The organism is Streptococcus mitis, assembly GCF_003943905.1.
In the GTDB taxonomy this organism is placed as follows: domain Bacteria; phylum Bacillota; class Bacilli; order Lactobacillales; family Streptococcaceae; genus Streptococcus; species Streptococcus mitis_BC.
The window spans coordinates 395,332-408,362 of sequence record NZ_RJNS01000001.1; the positions used below are offsets into that span (position 1 = coordinate 395,332).

Sequence of the window (13,031 nt, forward strand, 5' to 3'; positions counted from 1 at the left end):
CTACCAATTTTTTACTTGTTCAAACATTTCCTTGGCGTCTTCTTCATTTCTCAAGATAATCAAAATTGAGTTGTCGTCTGCCAGACAGTTGAAAATTCTCTCTGAGAAAGTATTCATCAGCTGACTCTTGACAAAGGCAGTATTCCCAGGAATGACATCCAGATTGATCATATTTCCCATGCGCTCAGAACCTACTATGTTATTCTCAGCCAACTGCAAACTTCTTACAATTGTTTTTGGCAATTCATAGATGTATTTATTGTTCTTCAAGGGAATTTTTACAATACCCAGTTCCTTAATATCTCGTGACACCGTCGCTTGAGTGGCAGAGATACCTGCTTCTTTTAAATGCTCAACGATTTCTTCCTGTGTTCCGATTTGATAATCCGTAACAAATCTTCTAATTTTTTCAAGTCTCTCTTTTTTATTCATCTTTAAATTCTCTATGTGCTCTCTCTACAACTTTTTCTATTTCTGGGGCAACTTGATTGCTTGCTCCCTCTTCCTTTTTCAAATATGCCAGAAATTCAATGTTTCCATGTCCACCTTGGATTGGTGAATAGTCTAATCCAAGCACTGAAAAACCTTGATCAACTGCCATGGCAGTGACTGATTCAAGGACATGTTGATGGACCTTGGCATCGCGAATGATTCCATTTTTCCCGATTTGCTCACGACCAGCTTCAAACTGAGGTTTGACAAGTGCTACCACCTGACCTTGTTCGGCCAACACACGATGCAAGGCTGGTAAGATCAGACTAAGGGAAATGAAACTCACATCAATACTGGCAAAACTTGGTTCCTGCTCAAAGTCAGTCTTTTCAGCATAGCGGAAATTAAACTGCTCCATACTGACAACCCGAGGGTTTTGGCGTAATTTCCAAGCCAACTGATTGGTACCAACATCAACTGCAAAGACCAACTCAGCACCATTCTGCAACATGACGTCGGTAAATCCTCCAGTGGAGGCCCCAATATCAATCGTTGTCGCTCCTTCCACTGATAGATCAAAGACTTGCAAGGCCTTTTCCAGTTTCAAACCACCGCGGCTAACATACTTGAGTTTTTCACCCTTGAGTTTTAGCTCGGTGTCGTCTGGAATTTTCTCTCCTGGTTTGTCAAACCGCTCCCCATTAAGGACTGCTACGACAAGCCCAGCCATGACACCACGCTTAGCTTGTTCACGTGTTTCAAACAAACCCTGTTTATAAGCTAATACATCCACTCTTTCCTTAGCCATTGATTCTCAAACTTTCTACTATTTTCACAATCGGCTCTGTTTCAAAGCTGACTTGCTGGGCGATTTCTTCTAATTTAGCCTCGGCTTGATTCAAAGTTTGGTTACAAAAGGCAATAGCCTCTTCCAAGCCCAACAAGGCTGGATAGGTTGACTTTTCTGCCTGCAAATCCTTTTGTGGAGTCTTGCCGATTTCCTCAAAACTAGCTGTCACATCCAGCACATCATCTCTGACTTGAAAGGCCAGCCCAATCAATTCACCAACCGATTTCAGTTTTGCCTGCATTTCAGGCGCCAATTCGGCTATAATAGCAGCTGCTTGGAAAGGATAGGCAAGTAACTTACCTGTTTTATTGGCATGAATAGTTTGTAATTCTTCCAAAGACAAGTGCTGGTGTTCACCCTCCATGTCCAGAACCTGCCCTGCAACCATGCCTAGACTACCTGAAGCAAGGGATAAGTTGGCAATCAAGTCCACCTTGATCTGACTTGGCAAATCTGCCTGCGCTATCAAGGCATAGGGATCTAGGAACAAGGCATCACCTGTCAAAATAGCCATAGCTTCACCAAATTTCTTGTGATTTGTCAAACGCCCTCGACGATAATCATCATCATCCATTGCAGGAAGGTCATCGTGAATCAAGCTCCCTGTATGAATCATTTCCAAGGCCGCAGCTACCTGCGCATGAGCTGGTCTAATAGCGACTTGCAAGGCTTCCAGAATTTCTAGCAAGAGAAAAGGCCGAATACGCTTGCCACCAGCATGAATGGAATAGAGAATAGACTCTCGCAAACTAGAAGCAAACTGCTGGTCTCCATAAAAATTTTCCAAAGCCGACTCAACAAGAGCTAATTTTTCTTGCTTCTTCATTCAAAATCACTTTCTGTTCCGTCTTCTTGCATGACCTTGACCAAGGTCTTTTCAGCCTTGTCTAGCGTCGCTTGGAGCTCTTTTGACAAGACCATGCCTTTTTGAAAGGCAGCAATCGCATCTTCCAGAGCGATTTCACCATTTTCTAAACTTTGGACAATGGTCTCCAGTTCAGCTAGATTTTCCTCAAATTTCTTTTGTTTTGACATCTTTAACCTCTAATTCTACTTGACCATCTCGCATCAAAAGCGTTACTTGGTCTTTTTTCTTCAACATCTCAACCGAATCTACAACGGACTCTTCTTTTTTGACAATAGCATAACCACGCGCCACGATTCGACTTGTATCCAACATCAACAAGGCTTCTGAAAGTCTCTTGACTTCAGCAACCTTGGCATCATAAACCAACGCCATTTGGCTACGTAGAAGCTTGTCCAACTGACCTAGACGATCTTGATAACGCTGAATTTTGGTAACAGGCGATAATTGGACTAGTTGATGCGTCCTTGCTTGGACTAGCTGTTTATTATCAGAAATCCGTGTTCGCAAACTTTGTTTTAATCGCAGTTGCAGCTGATCCAATCGTTGCAAATAACCGTCATACAAGCGCTCTGGCTGTCTAAAGATGACTGACTGACTGCATTTTTTCAGAGCTTCTTTTTTTCTTGACAGGACATTTCGGACTGCTGTCGCCATCCGCTTCTCTTGATTTTGCAAATGAGCTAATAGATCCAACTTGGTCACAGGCGTTGCCAGTTCAGCTGCTGCTGTTGGCGTCGCTGCTCTGCGATCTGCCACAAAGTCAGCCAAAGTCACATCCGTCTCATGACCAACACTGGAGATAACTGGCAAACGAGATTCAAAAATAGCCCGTACCACAATTTCTTCGTTAAAGGCCCAGAGATCCTCGATCGAACCACCACCACGACCAATTATGAGGACGTCCAAGTCCTCACGTTGATTAGCACGCGCAATATTTCGAGCAATTTCCTCCGCTGCTCCATCACCTTGTACCTTGGTCGGATAGAGAAGGATATCAACACCAGGAAAACGTCTGCTGACGGTCGTGATGATATCTCGAATAACGGCTCCACTACGACTGGTCACCACACCGATTTTCTTAGCAAACTGGGGAAGAGGTTGCTTGAATCTCTCTTGAAATAGACCTTCTTCCGTCAATTTTTTCTTAAGTTGTTCAAACTGAATCGCTAGCGCCCCAACCCCATCAGGCTCAGCTTTTTCAATGATGATAGAGTAGCTCCCGCTCGGTTCATAGACCTGCACATGCCCAATCACATTGATCTTCATTCCCTCTTCGAGGTCGAAACCTAATTTCTGATAGATCCCTGACCAGATGGTCGCTTGAATAACTGCATGGTCATCTTTTAAAGAGAAATATTGGTGAGTAGGTCGTTTACGAAAGTTGGAAACTTGACCAGTTAAATAGACCCGTTCCAAGTAAGGGTCTTTATCGAATTTCATTTTCAGATACTTGGTCAAAGTTGTTACCGATAAATACTTTTCCATCTCCACCTACTATTCATTTTCTTGCTTTTCCATGGGTATTATTATACCAAAAATATGCTTAAAAATCACCTTTTTCCTACTGAAACTCAAGGAAAAATAGAAAAAGAGGCTAGGCCTCCTCATCTGATTATTTGCTGTTTCGTGCTTCTTCCAAAATCTTTGCAATTTTTGTCGTCAAAAGGTCAATAGCAACTGTATTGCTAACTCCTTCAGGAATGACGATATCAGCATAACGCTTGGTTGGCTCGATAAACTGGTGGTACATGGGTTTGACCACACTCAAATACTGATCAATAACGCTATCCAGACTACGGCCACGCTCCTCCATATCACGCTTGATCCGACGAATAATGCGCACATCATCATCCGTATCCACAAAAATCTTGATATCCATCAAATCGCGCAGACGCTTATCCTCCAAGACCAAAATCCCCTCAACGATAAAGACATCCTGAGGCTCCTGACGATAGGTCTTGCTACTCCGTGTATGCGCTGTATAGTCATAAGTCGGAATGTCCACTGGACGTCCCGCCAACAATTCCTTAATCTGCTCGATCATCAAATCTGTATCAAAGGCAAATGGATGGTCATAGTTGGTTTTGACACGCTCTTCAAAGGTCAAGTGAGACTGATCCTTGTAGTATGAATCATGCTCAATCATCGAAATCTTTTCATCAGGGAAGTGTGATAAAATGGCTCTAGAAACACTGGTCTTACCACCACCAGAACCACCTGTCACTCCGATAATGATTGGTCTATTTTGCATGCTATCCTCCGTTTTTTTATCCGACGTCTATTTTATCACATTTTTTGTAAAATTTATAGTCTGATTTTGGATAGATTATGGATAACAATTCTAATATTTTCACTCCAGTTAGACTAGCCGAAAACCTTCCTTGGCTTATAGAGATTGCCTCTTTTTTCTAGAATAGCTAGCAATTTATCTCCTTCAAAGGCAGCCAATTCCTTGTCCGACTGATCAAGCTCGATAAAACGACCAAAGCGCACTTCTGTAGCCTCTTCTGGACTTAGGAAAACTTTGACAAGATCCCCCGTCCCAATCTCTAGAGGATGGAGAAAGTCCAGTTGGCCAGCCTCCACTTTTTCAGCAATTTCTTCCAAGGTCAAGGCATCTTCTAACTGTAAACCGGCTGCACTCGTCCGTGTCAAATGGGACATATGAGCCGCATAACCCAGCTTCTCTCCCAAGTCAACTGACAAGGTACGGATATAAGTCCCCTTGCTGCATTTTACACGAAAAGTGAATCGTGCAAGATGACCATCATAAGAAATCGGACTTGTCCGTTCAAATTGATAAATGGTCACCTGACGTTCTGGACGCTCCACTTCCTGACCAGCACGCGCATACTCATAGAGCTTACGACCATTAACCTTGACAGCCGAATACATAGGCGGAATCTGAGTGATAGGCCCAGTCAGACTAGCAATCGCTTCGTCGACAATGATTTCATCCAAGGGCGACAAAACAAGGGTCTCTGCGACCACTTCCCCACTAGCATCCTCTGTGGTAGTTGAATATCCGAGAGTGATCTCGCCTTCATAGATCTTACCCTCATCCTGCATAAACTCAACCATGCGTGTCGCCTTGCCAACCGCAATCGGCAAAACCCCGACCACATCTGGATCCAAGGTCCCACCATGACCGATTTTCTTGGTTTCCAAAATCTTACGCAGCTTAAAAACCGCATCATGCGAGGTCATCCCCGCTTCTTTTTTTAAGTTGATAATACCGTTCATGTGTTGCTTTCTAATTCAATTAAAATATGTCCTCTTCAAGAATTGTTACATAGTTCTCTTTTGTAGCCAAAGAAAGGTTACTTAAACGTTTTGCTTGATTCATAATTATTTTATCAAATACATTTCTTACAAATCGACCATTTGCATTTTTATTTTTGGAAACATCACTTTGTTGTTCAAGATACTTTTTTAATTTCTCTGTAGCTGACTCTTGTAAAATGTAATCTTCGTTCTTACAGTATGATAAAAAAATCTCGAACATTTGATTTACTGTATAATCTTCAAATTCAATAAAATAATTAAAGCGCGACTTTAATCCAGGATTAGATTCAAAAAATTTTTTCATTAAATCATCATATCCTGCTACAATCACAACTAAATCATCACGATAGTCTTCCAAAGCTTTTGTTAGTTCAGTCAAACACTCTCGACCATAACTATCACTTTTTTCATTTTCTGTAATACTGTATGCTTCATCAATAAATAAAACACCACCCTTAGCTTTTTGGATTAGTCTCTTAACTTTTAAAGCAGTTTGTCCTTGGTATTCAGCTATTAAGTCAGTTCTTGTTGCTTCAATAAAATGACCTTTGCTTAGTATTCCTAGAGAACGATACATATTTCCAACAATTCTAGCAACTGTTGTTTTACCTGTACCCGGATTCCCTAAAAACGCCATATGCATAGTTCTATTTGTTTTTTTAAGACCGATTTTTTCTCTACTTTGTTGAACTTTATTAAATGCTACTAAATCTTTGATTTCTTTCTTAACATTTTCTAAACCTATTAATGACTTTAAATCATTTGCTAATTCTTCAAATGATTTATGATTTGTTTCTTTCAAAATCAAATAATTTGTATCAATAACTCTAGAGCCAAGATATTTATACAATAATTCCAATATGCTAGTTTGCTTATCTTTGATTTTTGAGAATGTCTCTTTACTTGTCAAGTTTCCTAATCGTTTTATAAATTCTAACTCAGCATTTTTAATATTATCAACTATATCTTGAAGAATTATTTCTAATTCATAAGTATTATTTGTTAAATCATCAAGTTTTTTCACTTCCGATTTTAACAATTTTAAATAAGTTTCACTAATCATCTACATTCCTTTAAACAATAGAAATAATACTATTATAACAACAGCGACTTCAAGAGTATAGAATCCTTTTCTAAGGAAACTAATTTCTTTTTGTTTTTCCTCTAGTTCAGTTTTAAATTTCTCGACAATTAAAGTAATATTTTTACCTTCCTCTATTAATCGAACATTCATCTTATCTACATCGTTTTTAAGATTATTTTGTGTTTCTTCAACTTGTAAACGCAAATCGTTAAAACTATTTTCTATTTCCACTAATGTTTTTAGCTTCGATTTTAAACTGTCAATTTCATTATGAATTTCACTTTGCTTATCTTCAAGTTGTTCTAACTCTTCTAGCTTTTTATGATGTTTCTTCAATATATCAATTAAATCTTTATTCTGTTTAAAAACATCATCTAATAGTTTGTTATTACCTATTTGATATTCTTCTATTTCGTGCAATCCCTGTATAGCTTTACTATTTGCCTCTTTGGCTGCAATCAAAGATTTTGAAATACTTTGAATATACTCATCATCCAATATTTGGAAAGTTTCATAAATTGTATTAAATTCCTGAATAATTTTTTTAATATGTTCATTTTGATTAAAGATCTTGTTATGAACAGCTTCTGTAAGTGTATTTAAATCTTTTCCCTTGACACCATAGTCCACAGAAAACAAATTTAATATATTCTCTTCATCTGGAACAGTAGGTAAATCAAATTGTTCCGGAATCTCTTCACTAAAGGCTTTTAATGCTTGTTTTTTTTCATTAAATCTTTCAGAATTGGCTAAAACTTGAATTTCTAATTCTTCTGACATAACATTCTCCTATAATAAATCATTTAATGCACTTTGCATTTCTTCAAGTTCATTTTGCTTTTCATCAAAGTAAATTTCATTAGCTAATAATCGCTGTTTGAAATCAATCTTTGAATTAGAAAACTCTTCATCAACATTACCAAGTAGTTCTCTTAGTTTTTGATGGTTCTTAGCCATCTTACTGAAAATATCATTTCGCTTAACAGCAACATTTTGCTCGGCAACAAAAATTTGGACTTCCTGAATTCTTAACAATTCGTTTCTCTTATTAGCTTGTTGCCTTTTATTTTCAGCTTGTAGTTTTCTTGATATAAAACCATCAAGTCCGTTAATGATGATCGCTCCCAAGATACCTGTTAGTAAACTTGCTAAGAACATCCCTAAAATATTAGCAATTGTTCCTAGAAGTTTTATTTCAAAAGTCATACCTGGTATCTTATTTAAAAAATGTTCAAAATATTCTCCTAAAAACATTGCGCCTACACCTACTAATGCGGATGTAATAATTTTTGAAACATGAGCAATTTTAATTACAGTAGAATGAGATTGATTTTCAGGTTTTGATAGATAAGAGATGCTTTCTCTAATTGAACCAAATAATTGTTTTAACAAATTTGGTAACTTTCTTAGTTTTTCAGCGAAAGCACCAATAATTTCTCCTACAATGCTTCCAACAAAACTATCTACACCTACCTTAATAAAATCTTTGATTTTACCAAAAAATGAATGAAGAGCTTTTTTCATTTCCTCAAGAAATGTATCAAAAGATTGTTTCTTTGATTTAAAATATCTCACTAAAGCATTCATTATTTCTTTTAGCATTCCAAATAAAGCAGCTACCAACATAGCTTTTATAGCATCTTTCCCAGCTTTATTAACCATTTTTACAGGTACTTTTTTTGCTATATGTTTATTAATAGCTTTATTTGCTCTTTTTTCAGCTTTAATCATCTTATCTGAATCAGCAGTCAATTTATCATTTAATTTTTTATTATTTTCTGCCTTAAGATTTCGCTTTTCGGCATCTGAGATATTCATCTTGTCAATTTTTTTATTAGCTCTTTCAACTTGTTCTTTTAGATTTTTTTCTCTTACTTCTCTATCCTTTATATACTCGCTATTAGATTTTGCACCTTTACTTTTATTAAGCGATTCATTAGTTGCTGCTAAATTTTCCTTTTTGTTTGCTAAATCTGCAGTATCTATATCAGCAATCTTTCTCCAAGAATTTTCAAAAATTTGTTTACGTGCTACAACGTGATCCAAATTTGCGTTTTCATTTAATTTTAAAGTTTTTCCAGTATATTTATCCTTTAAATTTCCAGATTTTTTCTTTTCTTTCATAGCATTCTTTGCATCAGTATACCTTTTATCTTTCATTATTTTAGCACCCTCTTCTTTTGTATAACCATTAGGATGTTTATCGTTATACTGCTTAAGAAGCGTGTCACTTGTCATATCTAAACCAATTTGATTCGCAAATTGATCCCAGATTTCATCTAAAATAACATCTCCTAATTTATCTGGTGAACTAATCTCTTTACATTCTAGTTCTAATTTTTCGAGATTAGAAAACTCCATTGTAAATTGCTGTTCCAATAGTTCTTCTAATTCGTCATAGTTTATTTTCCACTGCTTTCTCACTCCCCCTTCAGTGCTTCAAACTTCGCTTTCATAGTTGGATTTTTTCGGGTCAATTTTTTAACTGAAACATCTTCCAATTTGTTATTAGCGAGGCGAAGTTGGTTTTCAGATGTAGTAAGGAACTTCTTGACCTCTTCCATGCGTTTGATGGCCTTGTCGATTTCATCGATTGCTTTACCAAAGTTGGTCGAAGCTGAGTTGTAGTTCTTAGCAAAGGCTAGTTTAAAGGCATCCAAATCTTCCTCAAAATGCGTGATATCGATATTCTGCTCCCGAACCAAGGCCAACTCTTGCTTATATTTCAAAGAATTAAGGGCAGCGTTGCGCAAGAGTCCAATCAACTGGATAAAGAACTGGGGACGGACGACGTACATTTTCTCATATTCGTGGCTGACGTCAACAATTCCTGTATTAAAGTAATCGTTATCTGCTTCTAGCATGGTCACCAACACGGCATATTCACAGTTCTTTTCCCGACGGTCCTTGTCCAATTCCTTATAAAAATCTGCATTCTTGTGCTTCTTCTCTGTTCCATCCGCTTCATTTTTCATCTCAAACATGATGGAAATAATTTCCACTCCATTTTCATCACATTCACGAAAGATAAAGTCCCCTTTAGACCCACGCGCAGAGACCTTGTTATCCTTCTCAAAGTAGGCATTTGGAAAGGCAAAACTACGGACCTTGTTAAACTCACTCTCTGCATACTGTTCCAGACTTTCCCCGATAGCTTTTGTGGATTGTTGAGCTTTGAAATTCTTATAAAATTCGACTTGCTCATTAGCTGCCTTGAGCTGGGCTTCGTAATTCTGCTTAACAGAAGCCAAGGACAACTCATTTTCCTTTTCTTGCAAGAGGAGCTGATTTTTGACCTGATCGCGTTCTTTTTCTAGGTCAGAAAGGGTCTTTTGCAGTTGATTTTCATACTCCAAACGCAAGGTTGCCAATTGGTTTTTCAAGGCCTGTACTTCCTTGTCCTTAGCCAATAAAGCCTCATGGCTTGTCTGTTCAACCTCTTTCTTGGCCAATTCCTTCTCTGTATCAAAGTTTTGGATCTGACTCTGCAATTGAGCGATTTCTTGATCCTTCTGAGCCAGTTTAGTCTGTTGTTCATTCATAGCCTTTTGCTCAGCCAAGGCCAGCTCCTGCTTCATGCGATCGTGTAATTCCTTATCAAACTCAGCCGTTCTCACTTGGGATAAAAGTTCGGCATACTGACTCTCATTTACTGTAAAGACTTCTCCACAGTTGGGGCATTTGATTTCGTTCATAACTTTCCTCTTTCTAGACTTCTTTAACCATTATATCATGCTTAAAGGAAAATCAAAAACAGTGAGTCGAAACCCACTGTTTATATCTTTTACTTTAAATTTTTTCCAAGGCCAAGCGCAAGTCTTCAATCAAATCCTCTACATTTTCAAGACCGATAGACAAGCGGATTTGGTTTGGTGTGACACCTGCTGCTTCTAGATCTTTTTCTGACAACTGACCGTGAGTGGTTGTCGCAGGATGGACAACAAGAGATTTGGCATCTGCAACGTTTGCAAGGTCAGAGAAGATTTCCAGATTATCAATCACCTTGCGTGCTTCTGCTTCTCCACCCTTGACATGGAAGGTAAAGATTGAACCCACACCTTTTGGCAGATATTTATCAGCCAAAGCATGGTAAGGACTGTCAGCTAGTTTTGGATAATTTACCTTCTCTACCTTAGGATGGTTGATAAGGAAATCAACAATTTTCTCTGCATTTTGCACATGGCGTTCGACACGAAGAGAGAGAGTTTCAAGCCCTTGGAGCAAGAGAAAGGCATTAAATGGGGACAAGGCCGCACCTGTATCACGAAGCAATTGAACACGAACTGCAATAATAAAGGCTGCTGCCCCAACATCACGGGTATAGCTCAAGTTGTGGTAGCTCGGATCTTCCTCAACAAATTGAGGGAACTTCCCTGAAGCCTCCCAGTCAAAACGACCGCTATCGACAATCACTCCTCCAATAGTCGTACCATGACCACCGATAAACTTAGTTGCTGAGTGAATAGCAATATCTACACCGTGAGAGAAGACATTAATCAAATATGGTGTGGCAAAAGTGTTGTCCGAAACGAGAGGAATCTGGTGTTTATGCGCAATCTCAGCCAATTTTTCCAAGTCAGGAATGTTAATCAAGGGATTCCCCAAGGTTTCAATCAAGACAAGCTTGGTATTGTCATTGATAGCTGCTTCTACTTCCTCCAAATTATCCACATCGACAAAGGTTGTTGTAATCCCATAACGAGGAAGGGTTTCTTTCAAGAGATTGAAAGTACCACCGTAAATAGTTGATGCTGCTACTACATGGTCACCTGCGTGAGCAAGCGCCAAAATCGTATAAGTTACTGCGGCCATACCTGATGCTGTTGCTAGCGCTCCAACACCGCCTTCAAGAGCAGCGATTCTTTCCTCAAATGCTGCTGTTGTAGGATTAGTGATGCGAGTATAAATGTTCCCTGGTTTTCTCAAGGCAAACAAATCGGCACCTTCCTGCGTGTCATCAAAAACGAAGGATGTTGTCTGATAAATCGGCACTGCACGAGACTTGGTAGCTGGATCAACCACCTGCCCAGCGTGTAATTGTAGGGTTTCAAATTTAAAATCACGAGTCATTTTACGACCTCCAAATAGCTTAATTAAAGATATTGTATCATCTTGGTCTAGCCTTTTCCAATACCGTTTTTCTATATTTTGATATAAGGAACAACTATGACTAGTCTTACACATCAAACAAAAAAGCACGATTCACTCGTGCTCATTTCTTTAATCGACATAAGTATCTTCATTTTTGTTGAGGAAAGCGTAGGGCAAGCCCATCAAGAGACCTCCTCCGATAAAGTTTCCGACAAAGGTTACACCCCAGTGACGAAGAATATTTGGTATGTCAAAGTTAGCAATTGAATCTGCTGCAACACTGAACTTAACAATCGCAAAAGAAGCAAAGTTCGCAGCAATGTGTTCGTTTGTTAAGAATACAAACATGTAAATTGCTGATAAGACAAGCCAAAGTTTGGCGCCACCGTCTTTCACCAAAACGAATGAAAGAATGGCAATGTTTACAAAGATATTGGCTAAAATACCTTCAAGTAAGACTAACTCATTGGAACGGCCTAACTTCATCTCTACAACCCCTGAAATGAAGCTGTCATGTGTCAGATTTGCGTAGGCTGCTGAATGGGCAAAGCCCCAACCTGCTATCAAAGCTCCTATGAGATTGAACAAGGTACAGTAAAGTAAAATCTCAGCTGTTTTTCTCCAAGAGATTTTTTTCAAGAAACTGCCAGCTGTCAAGAACATCATATTAGAAGTTACCAGTTCAGCATTCAAGAAAACTATGTAGGCCAATCCCCAAGCAAAAACGAATGGGAAGAGGAAACGTCCACTGCCTGGTGCGATCTTATTAATCAAGTCAGCCCCAACTGCACCCGCAGCTGTACTAAATGTTAAAAAGGCACCTGCAAACATGGAACGAATCGCATATTTGAATTTACTTTGACTATAAAGACTTTCTTTCTTCTTACAAGCAAATTCAATCTTTGAGATAAATTCTGAAGAGACCATAAAAACTCCTAAAACTTTTATTTGTGAATATTATAACATAAAGCACGCATTTTGAAAAGCCTTTCTTGTATACGTTTTCTACAAAGAAAATCAAGGCATTGGGGTAATTCCATAAATCTCTCCTTTACCCATTAACAGAAAAACATTTCAATGTTTTAAATTGATCATCCAAAAATTCAAACTCAAATAGGTGCCAGTCATCGAAGGTTTGCTCACAATAACTAACTGTTCCTTGATTGTAGTCAATGATAGGTTTCCCCAGCTTGTGCTTCATATCTTCCTCGCTGACTGCTCCATACATTCCCTTAAGATCAGCTAGCATGAAGTTGATAATTCTATTGAGATTTTCCTGATAATTTTTTGATAACAGTTCAACTTTATCTATAAAGTCACAATCAGGCTCTTCGTCCCAAACAAAGGTCACTTCCTCATGCTCATAAGTGTATTGCTGTAAACTCTCATCAAAATTCATTGTTCACTCTCCAAATCATTAT

The 13,031-nt window shown here is 38.4% G+C and carries 14 protein-coding genes; all 14 read right to left on the bottom strand.

The annotated features are described in order from the left end of the window. On the bottom strand, window positions 1-432 hold the full coding sequence (locus tag D8854_RS01985; protein ID WP_001034389.1) for an arginine repressor: 432 nt from the start codon (window positions 430-432) through the stop codon (window positions 1-3). Continuing rightward, on the bottom strand, window positions 425-1,240 hold the full coding sequence (locus D8854_RS01990) for a TlyA family RNA methyltransferase (RefSeq protein WP_125449276.1): 816 nt from the start codon (window positions 1,238-1,240) through the stop codon (window positions 425-427). Before D8854_RS01990 ends, D8854_RS01985 begins: the two co-directional genes overlap by 8 nt. Further along, window positions 1,233-2,108 (bottom strand): polyprenyl synthetase family protein, encoded by an 876-nt coding sequence (locus D8854_RS01995; protein WP_125449278.1) that lies wholly within the window; start codon window positions 2,106-2,108, stop codon window positions 1,233-1,235. Before D8854_RS01995 ends, D8854_RS01990 begins: the two co-directional genes overlap by 8 nt. Further along, window positions 2,105-2,317, bottom strand: coding sequence for an exodeoxyribonuclease VII small subunit (locus D8854_RS02000; protein ID WP_000043226.1), 213 nt, complete (start codon window positions 2,315-2,317; stop codon window positions 2,105-2,107). Before D8854_RS02000 ends, D8854_RS01995 begins: the two co-directional genes overlap by 4 nt. Continuing rightward, on the bottom strand, window positions 2,295-3,635 hold the full coding sequence (xseA, locus tag D8854_RS02005; protein WP_125449280.1) for an exodeoxyribonuclease VII large subunit: 1,341 nt from the start codon (window positions 3,633-3,635) through the stop codon (window positions 2,295-2,297). Before xseA ends, D8854_RS02000 begins: the two co-directional genes overlap by 23 nt. Before the next feature lie 127 nt (window positions 3,636-3,762). Further along, window positions 3,763-4,401 carry a uridine kinase gene (gene udk, locus D8854_RS02010; RefSeq protein WP_125449282.1) on the bottom strand — a complete coding sequence of 213 codons (639 nt, stop codon included), beginning with the start codon at window positions 4,399-4,401 and terminating at the stop codon, window positions 3,763-3,765. A gap of 113 nt (window positions 4,402-4,514) precedes the next feature. Further along, window positions 4,515-5,393, bottom strand: coding sequence for a tRNA pseudouridine(55) synthase TruB (gene truB / locus D8854_RS02015; RefSeq protein WP_125449284.1), 879 nt, complete (start codon window positions 5,391-5,393; stop codon window positions 4,515-4,517). A 19-nt stretch (window positions 5,394-5,412) separates the two neighbouring features. Next, complete coding sequence (locus D8854_RS02020; RefSeq protein WP_125449286.1) at window positions 5,413-6,498, bottom strand: AAA family ATPase; 1,086 nt, start codon at window positions 6,496-6,498, stop codon at window positions 5,413-5,415. After that, window positions 6,499-7,299, bottom strand: a complete 801-nt coding sequence (locus tag D8854_RS02025; RefSeq protein WP_125449288.1) for a hypothetical protein — start codon at window positions 7,297-7,299, stop codon at window positions 6,499-6,501. Window positions 7,300-7,308: 9 nt separating this feature from the next. Beyond that, window positions 7,309-8,943, bottom strand: coding sequence for a hypothetical protein (locus tag D8854_RS02030; RefSeq protein WP_125449290.1), 1,635 nt, complete (start codon window positions 8,941-8,943; stop codon window positions 7,309-7,311). Next, complete coding sequence (locus D8854_RS02035) at window positions 8,940-10,214, bottom strand: DUF2130 domain-containing protein (protein ID WP_125449292.1); 1,275 nt, start codon at window positions 10,212-10,214, stop codon at window positions 8,940-8,942. Before D8854_RS02035 ends, D8854_RS02030 begins: the two co-directional genes overlap by 4 nt. Window positions 10,215-10,308: 94 nt before the next feature. Beyond that, window positions 10,309-11,589: an O-acetylhomoserine aminocarboxypropyltransferase/cysteine synthase family protein gene (locus D8854_RS02040; RefSeq protein WP_038806042.1), complete on the bottom strand. Its 1,281-nt coding sequence runs from the start codon at window positions 11,587-11,589 to the stop codon at window positions 10,309-10,311. Window positions 11,590-11,739: 150 nt separating this feature from the next. Beyond that, a complete protein-coding gene (locus tag D8854_RS02045) occupies window positions 11,740-12,537 on the bottom strand; it encodes a formate/nitrite transporter family protein (RefSeq protein ID WP_000254787.1) in 798 nt (265 codons plus the stop codon). 124 nt (window positions 12,538-12,661) lie between these two features. Then, complete coding sequence (locus D8854_RS02050) at window positions 12,662-13,009, bottom strand: hypothetical protein (RefSeq protein ID WP_125449294.1); 348 nt, start codon at window positions 13,007-13,009, stop codon at window positions 12,662-12,664. Window positions 13,010-13,031 lie beyond the last annotated feature (22 nt).

Bases quoted from the DNA above. Each gene is read 5' to 3' on its own strand.
- D8854_RS01985 (WP_001034389.1), bottom strand. From the start codon at position 432: ATGAATAAAAAAGAGAGACTTGAAAAAATTAGAAGATTTGTTACGGAT.
- D8854_RS01990 (WP_125449276.1), bottom strand. From the start codon at position 1,240: ATGGCTAAGGAAAGAGTGGATGTATTAGCTTATAAACAGGGTTTGTTT.
- D8854_RS01995 (WP_125449278.1), bottom strand. From the start codon at position 2,108: ATGAAGAAGCAAGAAAAATTAGCTCTTGTTGAGTCGGCTTTGGAAAAT.
- D8854_RS02000 (WP_000043226.1), bottom strand. From the start codon at position 2,317: ATGTCAAAACAAAAGAAATTTGAGGAAAATCTAGCTGAACTGGAGACC.
- xseA (WP_125449280.1), bottom strand. From the start codon at position 3,635: ATGGAAAAGTATTTATCGGTAACAACTTTGACCAAGTATCTGAAAATG.
- udk (WP_125449282.1), bottom strand. From the start codon at position 4,401: ATGCAAAATAGACCAATCATTATCGGAGTGACAGGTGGTTCTGGTGGT.
- truB (WP_125449284.1), bottom strand. From the start codon at position 5,393: ATGAACGGTATTATCAACTTAAAAAAAGAAGCGGGGATGACCTCGCAT.
- D8854_RS02020 (WP_125449286.1), bottom strand. From the start codon at position 6,498: ATGATTAGTGAAACTTATTTAAAATTGTTAAAATCGGAAGTGAAAAAA.
- D8854_RS02025 (WP_125449288.1), bottom strand. From the start codon at position 7,299: ATGTCAGAAGAATTAGAAATTCAAGTTTTAGCCAATTCTGAAAGATTT.
- D8854_RS02035 (WP_125449292.1), bottom strand. From the start codon at position 10,214: ATGAACGAAATCAAATGCCCCAACTGTGGAGAAGTCTTTACAGTAAAT.
- D8854_RS02040 (WP_038806042.1), bottom strand. From the start codon at position 11,589: ATGACTCGTGATTTTAAATTTGAAACCCTACAATTACACGCTGGGCAG.
- D8854_RS02045 (WP_000254787.1), bottom strand. From the start codon at position 12,537: ATGGTCTCTTCAGAATTTATCTCAAAGATTGAATTTGCTTGTAAGAAG.
- D8854_RS02050 (WP_125449294.1), bottom strand. From the start codon at position 13,009: ATGAATTTTGATGAGAGTTTACAGCAATACACTTATGAGCATGAGGAA.